Annotated in this window: 15 protein-coding genes; 8 read left to right on the top strand and 7 right to left on the bottom strand. The window is 35.1% G+C overall.

Annotated elements, in window-relative coordinates:
- Positions 1-12: 12 nt before the first annotated feature.
- Positions 13-1,524, top strand: a complete 1,512-nt coding sequence (locus P163_RS08075) for an OmpP1/FadL family transporter (protein WP_034889418.1) — start codon at positions 13-15, stop codon at positions 1,522-1,524.
- A 54-nt stretch (positions 1,525-1,578) separates the two neighbouring features.
- On the opposite strand, the gene P163_RS08070 is transcribed toward P163_RS08075, so the two are convergent.
- Positions 1,579-3,432 (bottom strand): T9SS type B sorting domain-containing protein, encoded by a 1,854-nt coding sequence (locus P163_RS08070; protein ID WP_051931180.1) that lies wholly within the window; start codon positions 3,430-3,432, stop codon positions 1,579-1,581.
- Between the two features lie 146 nt (positions 3,433-3,578).
- On the opposite strand from P163_RS08070, the gene folE reads away from it, so the two are divergent.
- The 5 genes from folE (at position 3,579) to P163_RS08050 (ending at position 7,432) form a co-directional block, all read left to right on the top strand.
- Complete coding sequence (gene folE, locus P163_RS08065; protein WP_172822445.1) at positions 3,579-4,256, top strand: GTP cyclohydrolase I FolE; 678 nt, start codon at positions 3,579-3,581, stop codon at positions 4,254-4,256.
- A 38-nt stretch (positions 4,257-4,294) separates the two neighbouring features.
- Positions 4,295-5,779 carry a cysteine--tRNA ligase gene (gene cysS / locus P163_RS08060; protein ID WP_034889415.1) on the top strand — a complete coding sequence of 495 codons (1,485 nt, stop codon included), beginning with the start codon at positions 4,295-4,297 and terminating at the stop codon, positions 5,777-5,779.
- Positions 5,780-5,796: 17 nt separating this feature from the next.
- Positions 5,797-6,021, top strand: a complete 225-nt coding sequence (gene yidD / locus P163_RS18130; RefSeq protein WP_081891315.1) for a membrane protein insertion efficiency factor YidD — start codon at positions 5,797-5,799, stop codon at positions 6,019-6,021.
- 83 nt (positions 6,022-6,104) lie between these two features.
- Positions 6,105-6,935 carry a prolipoprotein diacylglyceryl transferase gene (gene lgt, locus P163_RS08055; protein WP_034889412.1) on the top strand — a complete coding sequence of 277 codons (831 nt, stop codon included), beginning with the start codon at positions 6,105-6,107 and terminating at the stop codon, positions 6,933-6,935.
- Positions 6,932-7,432: a DUF192 domain-containing protein gene (locus P163_RS08050; RefSeq protein WP_034889409.1), complete on the top strand. Its 501-nt coding sequence runs from the start codon at positions 6,932-6,934 to the stop codon at positions 7,430-7,432. Before lgt ends, P163_RS08050 begins: the two co-directional genes overlap by 4 nt.
- Positions 7,433-7,558: 126 nt before the next feature.
- Here P163_RS08050 and secDF read toward each other — a convergent pair whose 3' ends face one another.
- The 5 genes from secDF to asnB all read right to left on the bottom strand — a co-directional run bounded on the left by secDF (position 7,559) and on the right by asnB (position 16,524).
- A complete protein-coding gene (gene secDF, locus P163_RS08045) occupies positions 7,559-10,546 on the bottom strand; it encodes a protein translocase subunit SecDF (RefSeq protein WP_034889406.1) in 2,988 nt (995 codons plus the stop codon).
- 171 nt (positions 10,547-10,717) lie between these two features.
- Positions 10,718-11,644 carry a malate dehydrogenase gene (gene mdh, locus P163_RS08040; RefSeq protein ID WP_034889403.1) on the bottom strand — a complete coding sequence of 309 codons (927 nt, stop codon included), beginning with the start codon at positions 11,642-11,644 and terminating at the stop codon, positions 10,718-10,720.
- Between the two features lie 87 nt (positions 11,645-11,731).
- Complete coding sequence (locus P163_RS08035) at positions 11,732-12,715, bottom strand: DUF6588 family protein (protein WP_034889400.1); 984 nt, start codon at positions 12,713-12,715, stop codon at positions 11,732-11,734.
- Positions 12,716-12,835: 120 nt separating this feature from the next.
- Positions 12,836-14,776 (bottom strand): DNA topoisomerase (ATP-hydrolyzing) subunit B, encoded by a 1,941-nt coding sequence (gene gyrB, locus P163_RS08030; RefSeq protein WP_034889397.1) that lies wholly within the window; start codon positions 14,774-14,776, stop codon positions 12,836-12,838.
- A 131-nt stretch (positions 14,777-14,907) separates the two neighbouring features.
- Positions 14,908-16,524, bottom strand: a complete 1,617-nt coding sequence (gene asnB / locus P163_RS08025; RefSeq protein ID WP_034889394.1) for an asparagine synthase B — start codon at positions 16,522-16,524, stop codon at positions 14,908-14,910.
- Between the two features lie 248 nt (positions 16,525-16,772).
- Here asnB and P163_RS08020 point away from each other — a divergent pair, with 248 nt between their 5' ends.
- Positions 16,773-17,348, top strand: coding sequence for a DUF2911 domain-containing protein (locus P163_RS08020; RefSeq protein ID WP_034889390.1), 576 nt, complete (start codon positions 16,773-16,775; stop codon positions 17,346-17,348).
- 53 nt (positions 17,349-17,401) lie between these two features.
- Here the strand turns inward: P163_RS08020 and P163_RS08015 are convergent, their stop codons facing one another.
- Positions 17,402-18,034, bottom strand: coding sequence for a 7-carboxy-7-deazaguanine synthase QueE (locus P163_RS08015; RefSeq protein ID WP_034889387.1), 633 nt, complete (start codon positions 18,032-18,034; stop codon positions 17,402-17,404).
- Positions 18,035-18,161: 127 nt separating this feature from the next.
- On the opposite strand from P163_RS08015, the gene dacB reads away from it, so the two are divergent.
- Complete coding sequence (gene dacB / locus P163_RS08010; RefSeq protein ID WP_034889384.1) at positions 18,162-19,475, top strand: D-alanyl-D-alanine carboxypeptidase/D-alanyl-D-alanine-endopeptidase; 1,314 nt, start codon at positions 18,162-18,164, stop codon at positions 19,473-19,475.
- Positions 19,476-19,503 lie beyond the last annotated feature (28 nt).

Below are 19,503 nucleotides of genomic sequence, written 5' to 3'. Positions count from 1 at the left end.
AAAGAAAAATTCATGAAAAGAATATTTTTATTGGTCATAGCACTTTTGGCTGTGACCTTTTCACAAGCACAAGACATTACAGATGCGGTTAGATATTCTACATCCCAATTATACGGCACGGCTAGATTTAAAGCTTTAAGCGGTGCGTTTGGAGCGCTGGGAGGTGATCTTTCTGCAATGAAGATTAACCCGGCTGGATCTGCTATTTTTAATAATAGTTACAGTACTGTTTCATTAGAATACAACAGTAGAAATAATGATACCCGCTACGGTAATAGAACCACAAGCTCAGACGATTCAGATTTTAATTTCTCGCAAGCCGGTGCAGTTTTGGTTTTTAACAGTAATGATCCCGAAAACAGTTGGAAAAAATTAACTTTAGGCTTTAATTATTCTCTTACCAATAACTTTAAAGATGATTATGTAGCTACCGGAATAAGCAGCAATTCTATAGATCAGTATTTTCTAGGCTATGCTAATGGAGTTCCTTTAGATAATCTAGAAACCGTAGATGGAGAGACAATTGCAGATCTTTACCGCTATCTTGGTGAGAATATTGGGTTTGGAGCACAACAGGCATTTTTAGGGTATCAAGCATTTGTTATCAACCCAAATTCTAACGATCTAGACAATACTTCTTATTCTTCTGCGATTGCACCAGGAAATTTCGATCAGCAATTTGCTTTAGCTTCTACAGGATTAAACGGTAAGTTCACATTTAACGCAGCCACTACTTATAAGGATTTTCTTTACTTTGGAGCTAACCTAAATGCTCATTTTATTAACTATGATAAATCAACAAGGTATAGCGAATTCAATACGAATTCTAATAGCGAAATTAATGAGATCGTATTCAGAAATAATTTAAGCACTACCGGAGATGGATTTTCCTTTCAACTTGGAACTATTGCTAAAGTTAACGATTATGTACGATTAGGTGTTTCTTATGAATCCCCAACCTGGTACAACATTCAAGAAGAATCTTCTCAGGCTATACAATCTTATAGCGCTAATACAGATGAAGTAGTAAATGTAATTACCAACGTTGTAAATGTTTACCCAGATTATACTTTAAGAACACCTGGTAACTTAACAGGAAGCTTGGCAGTATTGTTTGGAAGCAAAGGTTTAATTAGTTTCGATTACACTTATAAAGATTATTCTAAGACTAAATTTACTCCAAGTAGCGATCCAGAATTTAATTTTCAGAATGAATTGATCAGCAGTAATCTTCAAGCCACCTCAAGTTTTAAGGTTGGTGGAGAATATAGAATTGAAGACTGGAGCCTAAGAGGAGGCTATAGATATGAGCAAAGTCCCTATAAAAACGAGTCTACTATTGGAAATCTAGATGGTTATTCTGCCGGATTAGGTTATAATTTTGGAAATATAAAGTTAGATGTTGCTTATGATCATGCTTCTAGAATAGACAACCCACAATTCTATCAGGTTGGATTAACTAACACCTCTCGTATTGAACGAGATTTCTCTAATGTTGTACTATCTGTGAGTTTTGGAATCTAAAAATATTGAATTAAAAGTCAAACGATCCGGATCTTCCACTTCGAATTTCCGGATCTATCTTTTTAGAGTGAAATGCCCCTTGAATTGTTTAATTGATCTAGAAGCATCTTGAAGTTCTACTACAAACCAATAATCGTCTGATGGCAGATTTTTTCCGTTGTAAGTACCATTCCAACCTCCTACATTAGGGTTGAGTTGTTTTAGTAATTTTCCAAATCTATCATAAATGAATAAACGTACGTAAGAAACTTTCTCGTCATTTATTACATTCCATCTATCATTGTAGCCATCGCCATTAGGTGTAAAAAACCTGGGGTAGCCAATCAAAACGAATTCTTCAGAAGTGATACTTCCACAGCCACCAACAACTCTTGCTGAAACGGTATGAAATCCGGCAGGAACATCATTAAAGTTATTACTTTGTTGCCAAATACCATCATCCAATCTATATTCTAGAGGAGGCTCATCCCCTACACCCTTTATTACCGAAACTTCTACCAGATATCCATCATCAAAGTCGTTCCCGGAAGTGTTTACCTCAATTGAGGTAGGTACGGTATAACTTAAAACAGTAGTATTGAAAATGGCTGTACAACCTGAAGACAAACTCGAAATTTCCACAGAATACCCTTTAGAAGCATCAATCTCATCAACAACAAAAATTGCATTTTCTACACCATCACCATCCGGATCGTTATCTGGTGTCCAATTATAAATATAATCATCTCCAAGATCCTGGCCAATACTAAAAGAATTAAGCAGCTTCCCATTAGCATCAACACAAGTTGAAATACTATCGTTCCAATCAATTTCTAAGGAGTCTTCAATCTTTAGCTGGAAACTTACAGGTTTTGAAATACAACCTGTCCTATTATTGGTGATGGTTGCAAGGAGAATTTGCCCATCTACACCCTCATAAACGTTTGCATTCTCAATAGAAATATCATTATTTAGATCTGCCTGAGATTTGTAGAAAGTTGCTGAAAAACTATCAATAGTATCAATATAATTCGCGCTTAATTGCGGAGTTAAAGAAGACAGATTAAACTTAGCAGTATTATTGATACTACAACTCGAAAGATCTTCTGGCTTTTGTGCAATGGGCGCATCGTTAAATTGAATAGATACATCATCTGAAACTTGTGTATTTGTAAGGGCATTAATAGCCACTACTCTATAATCTCCTGAAGAATTAGCCGAATATTTAGAAGTGGTCTCATTAAGAATTTCGACGTATATTCCTGTTGAAGCATCTTTTTTATACCAGGTAAAAACATCAGCATAAAGATTTTCTAACTTTAATTCTACACTATCTAATCCACATACATTTTGATCTTCACCCAGCAAGCTAATTATCGAGCAATCTGTATTCCCTGCATTTGGGCTTGCCGTATTTACTTGTTTTAAACTGATATAACCTTCCGCTTGAGAAAAGTTTGTAATTAGAACCACATAGATGTCACCGGTTCTAGCACCTTTAAGATTAAAGTTCTCTATAGGCGCAGGTGAGTAACTACATCCCGCCGCATTCGCATCGCTCAACGCACTATCACTGCAAAAATCTTCGCCTTCTCTAAACGGCCCCCATGCTGCATAATCTACATCTAGTGTTAAGCCAGATCCATCTGCATTTATAGTTTGAGTGATTTCAAAATTTAAATCTCCCGGTTTTCCTATTTTCATAAAGAACCATGCAGGATAAGATTGCTCCTCAAGGCAAGAATAATCCGGACCTGCTTCAGCATTAGCAATATCACTATTTAATTTATTGGAATTAGGAAATACGAATTGCGTATCTCCCGCACAAAACGGTTTTATGCGTTCACACCTATCACCTTGAGCAAAAGAGTTGCTTACACAGAATAGCGTAAAAAAGATAAAAAAAAGACAATTCAAAACAGACTTCATAATTCATTTTCCCAAGAACCTACAAAATAACAAATTTCATGTCAGTATAGACAGTAGCTCTTAATAAACTTTCGCTTAAAAAACTTTAAAATATGTATCTTTGCAAGCGAATTAAAGAGATTACGACTACTATACAAAAAAGTACTATGAAGATAGACAATATAGAGAACGAGATTACAGAAATTGGAGATGCGCATGCTTCTTCAAATTCAGAAAATCCTATCAGAGATGATGCATTTGAGTTAAGCAATCAAGAAAAGATTGCTATTATCAATAAAGATGTTGAGCATATTCTGCATACTCTAGGTATGGATCTTACCGATGATAGTCTTAAGGGAACACCACAAAGGGTTGCTAAGATGTTCGTTAATGAGATCTTCTCTGGATTGCAACCAGACAATAAACCTAAAGCTTCTACTTTTGAGAATAAGTATAAATATGGTGAGATGTTAGTGGAAAAGAATATTACCATTTATTCTACGTGTGAACACCATTTGCTTCCAATTGTTGGAAGGGCTCACGTAGCATACATTTCTAAGGGTTCTGTAATAGGATTATCTAAAATGAACAGAATTGTGGATTATTTCGCAAAAAGACCACAAGTTCAGGAAAGACTTACTATGCAAATTGTTGAAGAACTTCAAAAAGCTTTAGGTACAGATGACGTTGCGTGTGTTATAGACGCTAAACATTTATGCGTAAATAGTAGAGGTATTAGAGATATTGAAAGCAGCACGGTAACCAGTGAATTTGGAGGCGCTTTTAAAGATGCAGGCACTAAGAGAGAATTCTTAGACTACATAAAGCTAGATACTTCATTCTAAACCTATTTGATATAAATATTTAAAAGAGAGAGATTTTTATGGCGCTATATAAAGAGCAGAGCTTAAAAATATATAATTCAATGACGGGAGAAAAGGAAATTTTCACCCCCATTAATGAAGGGCATATAGGAATGTATGTTTGTGGACCTACCGTTTACAGCAATGTTCATTTAGGAAATTGTCGCACCTTTATCTCTTTCGACCTTGTGTTTAGATATCTAAAGCATTTAGGATATAAAGTTCGTTACGTTAGAAACATAACCGATGCTGGCCATTTAGAAAATGATGCAGAAACCGGGGAAGACCGAATAGCCAAAAAAGCACGTTTAGAACAGATAGAACCGATGGAAGTAGTGCAACGCTACACCGTAGATTTTCATAACATTCTTGAGAAGTTTAATAATCTGCCACCAAGTATAGAGCCTACCGCTACGGGACATATTGTGGAGCAAATTGAAACCATCAAAACTATTATAGAAAAAGGATTGGCCTATGAGGTGAACGGCTCTGTATATTTTGATGTGATAAAATTTAATGAAGATCATCATTATGGCAAATTAAGCGGAAGAAATATTGAGGATATGATCGCTAATACCAGAGAACTTGCCGCACAAAGTGACAAGAAAAATCCACAGGATTTCGCTCTTTGGAAAAAAGCAGAACCCCAACATATTATGAGATGGCCATCTCCATGGAGCGACGGTTTTCCAGGTTGGCACTTAGAGTGTACCGTAATGAGCACGAAATATCTTGGTGAAGAATTCGATATTCACGGAGGTGGAATGGACCTAAAGTTTCCTCATCATGAATGTGAGATTGCTCAAGGGGAAGCCTCTACAGGGAAAATTCCGGTGAATTATTGGATGCACGCAAACATGCTTACCTTAAATGGTAAGAAAATGGCAAAATCTACTGGAAATAATATACTTCCTACAGAAATATTTAGTGGCGATAATTCAAATTTAAGTAAAGGCTTTTCTCCATCTGTTGCACGGTTCTTTATGCTCCAAGCTAATTACAGAAGCATATTAGATTTTTCTAATGATGCCCTGTTAGCAAGTGAAAAAGGATTCAATAGATTGATGGATTCATTTAGAAGTATTTCTGAGTTACCTACTTCTGAAACTTCTTCTTTTTCAGTAAGTGAATGGAAACAGCGTTGTTATGACGCTATGAACGATGATTTTAACAGTCCTATATTAATTGCTAATCTATTTGAGGCCGTAAAGTTAGTAAATGGAATTAAAGATGGTGAAGAGAAAATAAGCACAGAAGATAGAGACACTCTTAAAACCACCATGCACGAATTTATTTTTGATGTATTGGGCCTTATTGATGTAGCTATTGCTAATAAAGATAGTTCTGAAAAATTATCTGGAATTGTTGAGATGCTTATTGAAATGAGAGCTCAAGCAAGGAATAATAAAGACTTTGCTACAAGCGACCAAATAAGAGATAAGCTCCTAGATCTTGGAATTCAATTAAAAGACGGAAAAGAAGGAACAACTTTTTCTATAAGTTAACTACTAATTGTTGATCTATGATCAAAAACCAATTAGCATATCCGTTTATTCTTCTGGTAAGATTCTACCAGAAAGTAATATCGCCTTTAACTCCTGCAGCCTGCAGGTATACCCCTACATGTTCTCAATATACATTGGTAGCACTTAAGAAGCACGGGTTATTTAAAGGCGGCAAACTTAGTTTAAAAAGGATATTTAGCTGTCACCCGTGGGGTGGCTCTGGATACGATCCTGTTCCCTAATGCATTGTTCAATATTTGCATGCTTTAAGTTACAAAACCATGCAAATATGTATATTTACCAACCTAATTAAAATATTTACAACATGCTTTTTAATGCAATTACCTGGAGTCCTTCAGAAGGTTTAGAACTTGGTTTTTTTACCCTTCACTATTATAGCCTAATGTTCTTAATTGCCTTTGGACTGGGATGGTACATAATGAAAAGTATATATGTTAGAGAGGGTATTCCTATTGAAAAATTAGATTCACTTTTTGTATACACAGTATTAGCAACTCTCATTGGCGCTAGATTGGGCCATGTGCTATTCTATGACTGGGAGTATTTTCAACACAATCTGTTAGAAATCTTTTTACCTGTTAAATTTAAGCCTGAATTTGAATTTACAGGCTTTAGAGGTTTAGCAAGTCATGGTGCAGCTATTGGAATTATAGTAGCAATGTATTTGTACAGAAAACGTGTTTTAGACAAACCTGTTTTATGGATATTAGATAGAATTGTAATACCTGTTGCAAGCGGAGGTATCTTTGTTAGAATTGGTAATTTTATGAATTCTGAGATCATTGGAAAACCAACAAATTCTGACTATGGAGTGATCTTCGAAAATCTTGGAGAAACCTTCCCTAGACACCCTGCACAACTTTACGAATCATTTTGCTACCTGTTGATATTTCTATTATTATGGTTCTTATATTGGAAGACTGACAAAAAAGATCGTTTAGGATATATTTTTGGACTTTTCTTAGTATTACTTTGGACGGTTAGATTCTTTATAGAATTCATGAAAGAAGCTCAGGTTGAAGAAAGAGGTACCTGGTTACTAAATACTGGCCAATGGCTTAGCGTACCATTTATAATTGCTGGATTCTATTTTATGTTTAGACCACAAGCTTCAAAAACAACTACAAAGGCATGAAGAAGAACTTAAGACATCTAACCTATGCTTTAATCGCTACCATTTTAATTTCCTGCGGAAATGAGGAGCAAAAAGACATTAAAGTAGAAACTCCGGAAATTGAATTTAAGAAGGAAGGAGAGCTTTATTTACTTAAGGCAGCAGATACTATAGAAAAGATAGATATAGAGATTGCAGATAATTCTTATGAGCAGCAAACTGGTTTGATGTACAGAAAGAGTATGAAGAAGAATGAAGGGATGCTTTTTATCTTTCAGGATGAAAATATAAGATCCTTCTATATGAAGAATACATATATACCACTAGATATTATATACTATTCTAAAGATAGCACTGTAGTTAGCTATGTAGAGAATGCAAAACCTTTAGATGAGACAAGCTTACCTTCTAAAGCCCCTGCGAAATTTGTATTGGAATTAAATGCAGGAGAGATTCAACATCTAAATATAGAGGTAGGTGATAAGATAGATTTCTATCCACTTTCAGAACAGAAATAAAGAATACATTAATTCTAACGTTTAAGTTTCTAATACTATTCTATTAAAGCACATAACTAAGAAAATTATATAAATAAAAAGTCCGTCTTAATTAAGACGGACTTTTTATTTATAGATACCTAATTACTATTCTTCAGTAACAGGTTTTCTTTCTAATGCTTTCTTTCTAACACTATCAAACATTACTGGTGTCGCTATGAATAATGACGAATAAGTACCTACTATAATCCCTACGATCATTGCGAACATAAATCCTCTTAAGCTTTCTCCTCCAAAGATAAAGATCGCAATTAAAACCACTAATGTAGTTAATGAGGTATTCAAGGTTCTACCTAATGTACTATTAAGCGCAGAGTTTACAGTACGTGCCATTGGCCATGTAGTGTGCTCATTAAAGAATTCTCTAATTCTATCAAACACTACCACTGTATCATTCAGCGAGTATCCAATTACCGTTAAGATCGCGGCAATAAAGGCTTGATCTATCTCCATGCTAAATGGCATGATATTGTATGTTAGAGAGAAAATACCCAACACAATTACCACATCATGGAAAACTGCAACCACAGCTCCTAAACTGTATTGCCATTTTCTAAATCTTAGTAAGATGTATAAGAATACCACTACTAAAGATCCAATAACAGCCCAGAATGAATCATTTTTAATATCATCTGCAATGGTTGGTCCTACCTTCAAAGAAGACATGATTCCTATCGCTCTATCTTTAGAACCAACAGTAAAGTCTTCAAAAGTTACATCTGCCGGTAAGTATGGCTTAAGTGAGGTATATAATTTATTCTGAATTTCTGTATCTACAGCTTCACCTTCATCCTCTACTTTATATTTTGTGGTAATCTTTAATTGATTATCTGCTCCAAATGTTTTTGCTTCTGCACTTCCAAAAGTAGCTACCAAATCTTTTTGAACATCTGTGGCATTCACATCTTCCGCAAACCTTACTGTGTAAGTTCTACCTCCAATAAAATCTACTCCCTGATTAAGTCCATTAGTTAAGAATGATATAATACTAATGGTAACTAATATCCCGGAGAATATGAAAGCGATCTTTCTTTTTGCTAAGAAATCAAAATTCATGTTCTTGAATAAGTTCTTAGTTAAAGACGTAGAGAACAATAAAGATTTACCATTCTTACCATATCCGTCAATCAACAATCTTGTAATAAAGATGGCAGTAAAAAGTGATGTAGCAATACCAATAAGTAAGGTAGTAGCAAATCCTTTAATTGGACCTGTACCTAATACAAGTAAAATTAATCCGGTAAGACCTGTGGTTATGTTTGCATCTAAAATAGAAGAAAGTGCATTTCCAAAACCATCCTTAATAGCTTCCGCTTGTGATTTTCCTTTCTCTAATTCTTCTTTAATCCTTTCAAATATAAGAACGTTTGCATCTACAGACATACCTATGGTTAATACGATACCAGCAATACCAGGTAAAGTAAGAACAGCACCTAATCCAGCCAATATTCCAAAGATGAAAAGAATGTTTACCGCTAATGCGATATCTGCATACCATCCGGCTTTACCGTAGTAAAAGATCATCCATATTAATACTAACGCTAATGCAATTAGGAATGAATTGATACCACTATCAATAGCTTCTTGACCTAAAGACGGTCCTACAACTTCACTTTGAATAATATCTGCAGAAGCAGGTAACTTACCAGCTCTTAACACATTTGCTAAATCCTGACCTTCTGTAATATCAAAATCTCCTGAGATCTCACTTCTACCACCAGAAATAGGTCCAGTAGTAACTCCTGGTGCAGAATACACCACTTTATCTAATACAATTGCAATGTTACTTTGTTCCTGGTAAGCCTTACCAGTCATATCTTCCCAAACTTTAGCTCCTTTTCCATTCATTTGCATAGAAACCGTAACTCTACCCAATTGATCGTAAGATTGCTGCGCATCTGTTATCACATCTCCTGTTAAGCTAGGAGTATTTTCTCTATTTCCTTTTAATGCATATAATTCTACGAAATTATCACTTGGCACACCCCAAGCAAATTCAGCATATCTTAATTGATTAGGTAGTAAAGATCTAACCTGTGGCATATTTAAGTACTCACGTACTTTAGAAGTATCTGCAGTATTGAATGTTGCAAGCACCGGGCTACCTTGACCTCCTGGAGCAACTAATAATTCTAATAATGGATTGTTACCCGTTACAGCCTCCGCAGTAGTATCTTCTGCACTAGCTAAAAGATCTTCGATCTCTTTATCTGCATCAGTAATAGCAGCAGTAGTAGTATCTGCACTTGTATCAGGCTTGGTCTCATTTTTAGTTATAGATTCTGCAAGAACCCTATCTGCATTTACCAAGAAATTACCAAAATCTGTATTCTTATAAACATACCAGAATTCTAATTGAGCAGTGCTTTGTAATAAACCTTTTACACGATTAATATCTTTAGCTCCCGGAAGCTCAACTAAAATACGCCCAGAATTTCCTAAACGCTGAATGTTTGGCTGGGTTACCCCAAACTTATCGATCCTTTTTCTTAATACTTCAAAAGCAGAAAGAATTGACTGATCTACCTTTTCACGAATAATAGGTTCTACTTCCCCATTAGACATTTCATAGTTGATCTGATCGCTAAGGGTTTTGTTCGCAAAAATATCTGGAGAAGCTAATTTAGCACCTGCATTTTCATTGAACTTTTCGAAGAATAGATCTATATAACTTTCCTGACTGTCTTTTTGTGCAGCATCTGCTTCAGCAATAGCTTTATTAAAAACAGGGTCTTTACTATCATTTGCTAAACCTCTTATAATATCTTTAACAGAAATTTGAAGTATCACGTTAATTCCTCCTTTAAGGTCAAGACCTTTATTCAACTCTTTATCTTTAGCTGAATTATAAGTAATTCCGGCAAAGATACTTTCATTCCCAATAGAATCTAAATACCTCTGTTCCGCCAGATCTCTCTTTGCTGAATAGTCTTCAACGTTTGTGTTAATCTTCTGAGTTGCAAATTCTTCTGCGTCACTTTCAACACCTGTAGAGATGAAGGTAAATGATAATTGGTATATACATACCAAAGCGAACAAAATAGCAAAAATCTTAATCAGTCCTTTATTCTGCATTATTCCTTAAAATTTAGTATCAATTTTTAAAACGGACAAATATAGGACTTCAATATTCAAATCCCAATTATTTTTTTTTGAAAAATTTAACTTTTAAACAAAGAAAAGGCCGCTTATAAAGCGACCTTTTTTATAAATATTTATCAGCTTAAACCGCTAATAATGATTGAATTACAATTCTAATAATTCATTTGTTTTTTTAACTCCTTCTGCACTTTCTTTGATTTTTGCTTTTTCAGCTGAATCAAGTTCGATTTCAACGATCTTTTCAAGACCATTTTTACCTAAAATTGCTGGAACTCCAATACAAAGATCATTTAACCCGTATTCACCCTCTAATAAAGCAGAACAAGGGAACATCTTTTTAGTATCACACCCAATAGCCTGAACCATTGCAGATACTGCTGCTCCTGGCGCATACCATGCACTTGTTCCTAATAACTTAGTTAGCGTTGCTCCACCAACTTTAGTATCTTCAGACACCTGCGTAAGGCGTTCTTCAGATAAAAATGCTTTCACAGGAATACTATTTCTAGTAGCCAATCTTGTAAGTGGCACCATCCCTGTATCGCTATGTCCACCTATTACCATTCCATCTACATCAGAAGGAGGGCAATCTAATGCTTCACTCAAACGGTATTTAAAACGTGCGCTATCTAAAGCTCCACCCATTCCAATAATTCTATTTTTTGGAAGTCCGGTAGTTTTATGTACAAGGTAAGTCATAGTATCCATAGGATTACTTACCACTATTATTATTGCATCTGGAGAATGCTGAATTAGGTTAGAAGAAACTTCTTTTACGATGTTTGCATTGATACCTATTAATTCTTCTCTTGTCATTCCCGGTTTTCTAGGAATACCACTTGTAATTACAACAACATCACTACCTGCAGTTTTAGAATAATCGTTGGTAGCACCTGTAACTTTCGAATCAAATCCATTAAGAGTTGCAGTTTGCATTAAATCCATCGCCTTACCTTCAGCAACACCTTCTTTGATATCTAATAAAACTATTTCTGAAGCAAAGTCTTTAATTGCAATATATTCAGCACAACTGGCACCTACTGCTCCAGCACCTACGATAGTAACTTTCATTTTAAGTATTTTATGTTATTAAATTTATTTTTTACGAAAATACAAATTTAAGAGAAGACTTATAATAAGGATTGGTTAAATGTGCTGTTAATTAAAGCGATAATGCAAGCCTACATTCGCATTAAAAAAACTTCCTGCAGTTAACATTGTTGAAAACTGAAAATCCTCAAAATATAGGTTGAATCCAAGATCTGCCTTAAAATTGACATCAGTTCCTCCAAGCGCTCCCAATTCTCTATTTAATTGCGGCAATATCTGTCCGCCTCCACCTAATGTATAATCAAAGTTAGAATTAGTAATTCCAACAGCACCAAAAACTTCAAAACTATCATATAATTTAGAAGCCAAGGCTTGAGCCATCCATATATTAGCATCAACCTCAATTTCGTTAAGGTTTAGCACGTTCAAACCATTTGCATTTATTTGAATTGGATCATACTCGTAATTGATATTGATGGTACTATATGCCACTACTCCAGAAATACTAAAGTCTTCTTCTCTATAACGTTTAATATATTGTGAAAAATTATGCTTGATTGCAGCTCCCGCAGTACTTACTCCAACATTATTGAGTGTTACTTCCGGCACATATCTAACGGCTATCTCTGTACCATAAGGCAAGCCTACCGTTAATTGTGGAAATGGGTGGATCACTATTTTTTTATCCAGACCATCTAAAGCATCCAATGTAAAATCTTGCCCTAAAAATTGACCTTCATAAACCCCTTCAGAATCTTTACCAAAAACGGTTGGAGCTAAAAGATTGGAGCCTCCCTGCACATTTAGTATATTAAAATCTCCATTCTGCACTAATTTAGTTTGCTTACTTCCTGGAACGAATAAGGCATTTCCATGAATAGAAATATCAATTTTCCATTTACCTAAATCTTGTGCAGAGTTAAACCAACCTGCAGAAGATTGTACAGAAGCAGCCTCAGCGCCAGGGGTCGCAAAATTTTCTGCAATTAATAGCATATCATCTACAAGTAGATCTTGATCACTTTGAGCTTTTACGGTAGAAAATCCTAATAGTGTGGCAGCTACCAGAATAGAGAGGTGTATTTTTTTCAAGGGGTGTAGGTTTATTGTTCGAGGTAAAAATAGTAAAATTTAAGCTTTGTGAAAGAAACTTAAAAAGTTTATGATAAGGCAAAAAAAAGTCCACTTTAAAAAGTGGACTTTAAATATTTATTAGATATCTATATTAGCATAGACTGCATTTTTCTCTATAAATTCTCGTCTTGGTGGAACTTCATCCCCCATCAACATAGAAAAGATCCTATCTGCTTCACTACTATTGTCTATATTAACCTGACGCAGTTTTCTAAAAGCAGGATCCATAGTGGTATCCCATAATTGTTCTGCGTTCATTTCTCCAAGACCTTTATATCGTTGGATCTGAACACTACCATTAAAGCTTTCTGCTACCGCATCACGCTCTTTTTCACTCCAAGCATATTGCTTTTTCTGACCTTTTTTAACCAAATAAAGCGGTGGAGTTGCAATATAAATATGTCCGTTTTCTATTAATTCTTTCATGTATCTGAAGAAGAATGTAAGAATTAGCGTCTCAATGTGGCTACCATCCACGTCGGCATCACACATTATCACTACTTTATGATACCTCAGCTTAGATAAATTTAAAGCCTTACTATCTTCTTCTGTTCCAATAGTTACACCAAGAGCAGTATAAATATTCTTGATCTCTTCGTTATCAAACACACGATGAGTCATTGCTTTTTCCACATTCAAGATCTTACCTCTTAAAGGCAAAATTGCTTGAAAGTTTCTATCTCGTCCTTGCTTTGCAGTTCCACCTGCAGAATCTCCCTCCACAAGGTACACTTCGCATTTTGCAGGATCTTGCTCTGAACAATCTGATAATTTCCCAGGTAAACCTCCAATGCTCATCACCGTTTTACGCTGCACCATTTCACGCGCTTTCTTAGCGGCATGACGTGCCTGAGCGGCAAGGATCACTTTTTCTACAATTATCTTAGCATCTCCAGGATTCTCTTCCAAATAGTTTTCTAACATTTCAGAAACTGCCTGAGATACTGCTGCGGTAACCTCACGGTTACCTAATTTAGTTTTTGTCTGACCTTCAAATTGTGGTTCTGATACCTTTACCGAAATAATTGCCGTTAATCCTTCACGGAAATCATCTCCAGCGATCTCGAATTTCAATTTATCCAACATTCCAGAAGCATCTGCATATTTCTTTAAAGTGGTTGTTAAACCTCTTCTAAATCCAGATAAATGCGTTCCTCCTTCATGGGTGTTAATGTTGTTTACATATGAGTGTAGATTTTCATTGAAAGAAGTGTTATACACCATAGCAACCTCAACAGGAATATCATTCTTCTCACCTTCCATAGAAATTACATCTCCTATGATAGGCTCACGGTTTCCATCAAGATATTTTATAAATTCCTTTAACCCTTCATCAGAATGAAACACTTCAGAAAAAACCGACCCATCTTCAGTAGTAACTCTTTCATCTTCAAGAATAATGGTGATTCCTTTATTCAAATAGGAAAGCTCACGCATTCTACTTGCCAAAGTATCATAGTTAAATTCTGTAGTTTGCTGAAAAATTGTAGGATCTGGTCTAAATGTAACAACCGTTCCAGTTAATTCTGTTTCTCCAACAGATTTCACAGGATAAAGAGGCTTCCCTCTTTCATATTCTTGTTGCCATATTACACCATCGCGGTATACTGTAGCTTTTAATTCATCTGAAAGTGCATTTACACAACTCACACCTACCCCGTGCAAACCACCAGATACTTTATATGAGTCTTTATCAAACTTACCTCCTGCACCAATTTTGGTCATTACAACTTGTAATGCAGAAACGTTTTCTTTTTTATGTAGATCTACCGGAATACCCCTACCGTTATCTTCGGTAGTAACTGTTCCATCTTTACCTATAGTAACTTTTATCTTGTCACAATGACCCGCTAAGGCCTCATCAATAGAATTATCAACTACTTCGTAAACCAAATGGTGCAAACCACGTACTCCGGTATCTCCTATATACATAGAAGGACGCATGCGTACATGCTCCATTCCTTCCAGCGCCTGAATACTATCCGCCGAATAAATGTGTTTTTTCGCTTCTTCGCTCATATATAATTCTGTTAAAATTTGTCTATTTTTATAACAGACAAATATAACAAAACCCTTGTTGCTATTAGCTTGAAGCGTACCGCAATACGTTTAAGTTATTAACAATTTTTGTGAAAAACCCTATTTTAACACTACACTTTCTGCCCTACTTTAGACATATCTGCCTTGGCTATATGCGTTGTATTTGCTCTACCACTTGGGTCTAAATCTGCTTGCCATTTAGGAATCCATCTTTTAACAGATTTGGCTGCACAATCCTGAGGAAAATAGCCATGAAATATCTCTCTGTAAAAATATGCTTCTTTAGTAGATGGCGTATTTACAGGATATTTACTCTTGGCAGTTTCCATCTCTACATCACTCACTTTAGAAGATGCATATGCTATTAAACTATCTATCCAACTATATCCAACTCCATCGCTAAATTGCTCTTTTTGTCTCCACAATACTTCATCTGGTAAAAATGGTTGTTCTGGCGTATCAAATGCTTTTCTAAGAATAAATTTTTCTACGCCTCCATGGCTAGATGGCATCTTAAATTCTGGAGCAATTTCCATAGCGGTCTGCAAAAATGCTTTATCTAAGAAAGGTACTCTGGCTTCTAAGCCATGAGCCATTGTAGATTTATCTGCTCTTAAACAATCTGCTGTAGACAACCTTTTTACTCTTCTTACGGTTTCCTTTTGAAATTCTTCAGCAGAAGGGGCATTTTTGAAGTATAGATATCCGCCAAAAATCTCGTCTGCACCTTCACCAGATAGTACTACTTTAATTCCCTTTTCGGTGATCGCTTTAGAAAGGAAATACATAGGCGTACTTGCTCGAATTGAAGTTACATCATACGTTTCTAAATGCCATATTAATTTTTTAATGATCTCTATACCTTCTTCAACAGTAAAATGAATTTCGTGATGTTCTGTTTTTAAGAAATCCGCCACTTTTCGCGCAGCTATTAGGTCTGGTGCAGAACTATCTAAACCTATAGAAAATGAATGCAATTTTTTTCCGCTTTGCGCTAAAATTCTTGCCGCTATAGAAGAGGTTAGCGATGAATCTAGACCTCCGCTTAACAATACTCCCAAAGGCACATCTGCCATTAATCGTTTGCTGGTTGCAGTAATTAACGCTTCTCTGAGCTTTGTAAGATCTGCATCTTCCACACTTCTCTCTGGTCTGTACCATTTTGGCTTGTAATATTGCACAAAGCCCGTATCTGGAGTATAGTAATATCCCGGAGGAAAGGCTTCAAAAGTTTCGCATTGATCTGCAAGAACTTTCATTTCACTTGAGAACCACATAGCACCAAACTCATCTGTTCCATAATACAATGGTTTCACCCCTATTGGATCTCTGGCTGCAATAAAATCTTTTCCATCTACCACCACAAAAGCGAAGTCTCCATCTAACTTATCTACAAAGCTATAACCATACTTTTCGTATAGATGAACAATAACTTCAGAATCACTAGTAGTTCTAAAAGTGTGCCCTTTCAAATCATTCTCTTTAAGTGCCTTGTAATTATATATTTCACCATTATGGATCATCCAAGCTTTTGAAGTTCCTTGAATTGGTTGTATCCCGGTATTTATATCTATGATCGCTAGACGCTCATGACTTAAAATAGCGCCAGATTCTGTAATATGCATATCACTTTCATCCGGTCCACGGTGACTCATTCTCTTAGAAAGAGCTTGAATACTTTCTACTTTTTCTTCTTTTCTTCCAATAATGGCTAATATTCCACACATAACTTTGATTTTAATATGTAACAAATATGAATACTTTAGTTACATATTAAAACCTAATATCTTTAATTGATTATTTTTAAATACATTTTTAAGCTTATTAGATATAAAAAATAAGTCATTACGTAAAATTTCTTATGAAAAACTTTCAATTAGTAAGTACCCTCTAATTTTAACAAAGTTTAAGTATGTCATTAACAATGGCTATCGCATCTAAATTGTAACTTTAAAACAAATTTGAAAATTGTATTATGAAAAAAATAATTCTTTTTACTGCGGTAGGATTTCTATCACTAACCAGTACACTTAGCTTTGCACAAGATTCTACTTCTGCGAGTGCTACACAAGGGCCTAATTTTGCAAAACTAGATGCCAGCCCAATGGATCTTATTGAGTATAAAACAAAAGATAAAGAAGTTGTTGCAAGAATAATTTATAGCAGACCACAAAAGAGAGACCGTCAGGTATTTGGAAACCTAGTTCCTTATGGAGAGGTTTGGAGAACGGGAGCTAATGAATCTACAGAACTAACATTGTACAAAGATGTAAAGATCGCCAACAACTTGGTTAAGGCAGGAACTTATACCATTTATACTATTCCGCAGGAAAATGAATGGACCATCATTTTAAATAATAGCGTTCACACATGGGGAGCTTATGAGTATACCGATAAAAAAGATATGGTAAGAATTACTGTACCTGTTAAGCAATCTCCTACCAGTATTGAATCCTTTTCTATGGCATTTGAGCCAACAGAAGATGGCGCTTCATTGTTAGCAGGTTGGGATAATAAATTCGTAGAGGTACCTTTTACTAAAGCGAAGTAATTACAACTTAACAAAACTAAAAAGAGCTTGATAATTTATCAAGCTCTTTTTTATTATGGGATATTAAGATATTTATGTGTTTGTAGAGAAACTTTCCATTTTGGATTATTCATAACATAATCTACTATTAACGGTATAACTTTATCTCTATTACTCCACTCTGGTTGAAGATATAATATACAATCTTCACTAACTTTAGCAGCTTGTTCTTCAGCGAAAATTAAATCGTGCTTATTAAAAATTATCACTTTTAATTCATTTGCTAGCGGATAGATCTCCTCTGTAGGTAATTTAATCTTTTTAGGAGAAAGACAAATCCAATCCCAGGCACCTGAAAGTTTATAGGCACCAGAAGTTTCAATATGTATCTGGCAATCGTTCGCCTTAAGGTTATTTGTAAGAGCAGTCATATCCCAAGTAAGCGGTTCACCTCCAGTTATAACAATGGTTTTACTTTGAGCAATTGCTTTTTCAACAATTTCGCCTACATGCGTTGGCGGATGCAATCCAGCATCCCAACTTTCTTTAACGTCACACCAGTGGCATCCCACATCACAACCACCAATTCGGATAAAATATGCAGCTGTTCCTTTATGAAATCCTTCTCCCTGAATAGTGTAAAATTCCTCCATAAGCGGAAGCATTATACCTTTATCTACCAATGCTTTAGTTTCTTCTGTAATCATAGCCGGCAAAGATAAGGAAACTTTAAGACCTAATATATCAGATTTTAATTCACTTCAAAAGATCTAGAACTTAAACTTATATTTTGCTAATTATTCTAACTTACACACTCCTTTTAAAAAACAAATCGTGAACACCTTCATAGCTTACGTATTAAAATTAATCTGCATAGTTATATTTTTAAGTCTTCTTCAGTCTTGTTCTATACAGAAGCAATTAAATAGAGATCTAAAAGACTCTAAAGTATTACAATTGGGATTTACCGGTTTTGCTTTGTATGATGTTGATAGTCAAAAAATGATCTATACTTATAATGCAGACAAGTATTTTATTCCGGCATCTAACACTAAATTATTTACTTTTTACACTGGACTAAAAATTCTAGGAGATTCTGTTCCTGCGCTTCAATACCGAATTTCAGGTGATTCTTTGATTTTTAGAGGAACAGGAGATCCTTCTCTGTTATACAAGAATTTACCAGAATCTAAAGTATTAAACTTCCTAAAAGAAAGTAAACAGAATTTATATTACCAGCCCCATAGCATAACTACTTCAGGTTTTGGTCCCGGCTGGGCTTGGGATGATTATAACGATTATTACTCGGCAGAGCGTTCAGAATTCCCAATATATGGTAATGTGGTTAGTATAAGTGAGTCTTATCTTGAAAACACCCCTAGAACATATCCCTCATATTTTCAGAAAATCTTGATAAAGTCTAATGAAGACCACTCGAGTTCAAAAGTAAAAAGAGTTCTTGAGAAGAATGAACTGGTTTATACAGACAATTGGAAACCTTCAAAAAATGAACAAATAATTCCTTTTAAAACTTCACCTCAACTTTTCGCTCAACTTCTAAGTGATACGCTACATAAAAAGGTTGAAGTGTTGAATATTACAAATAGCAATCAGAAGCTAGATCGCATCTTGTACAGCCTCCCATCAGACAGTATTTACTATAAAATGCTCCAAGACAGCGATAACTTTATTGCAGAGCAAATCTTATTAATGGCATCGCTAAAGATATCTGATACACTTGCGCCAGAAAAAGCTATTGACTTTATGAAAAGAAATTACCTCAAAGATTTGCCGGAAACAAAATGGATAGACGGTTCTGGGTTATCAAGATACAATCTCTTCAGTCCAAGATCTATTGTCTTATTGCTTAAAAAAATAAGAAAAGAAGTGCCTCAAGAAAGATTACTTAAAATGCTACCCGCCGGAGGAAAGTCTGGAACTCTTAAAGATTATTTCGTAAATGAGCCTGCTTATATATTCGCAAAAACAGGTACGTTAAGTAACAATCAGGCATTGAGTGGCTATATTAAAGCAAAATCTGGTAAAATATTAATCTTTAGTTTTATGGAAAATAATTATTTACGCCCCGCTTCAGAGATAAGAAAACAATTAGAACCAATCTTTAAAAATATCTACGAGAAATATTAAGTTTGAAAATATTAAGCTTTTAGAGATA

This window comes from Gillisia sp. Hel_I_29, assembly GCF_000744275.1.
GTDB lineage: Bacteria > Bacteroidota > Bacteroidia > Flavobacteriales > Flavobacteriaceae > Gillisia.
The sequence above is the reverse complement of the archived record's forward strand: the minus strand, read 5'-3'. Positions and strand labels throughout refer to the sequence as shown.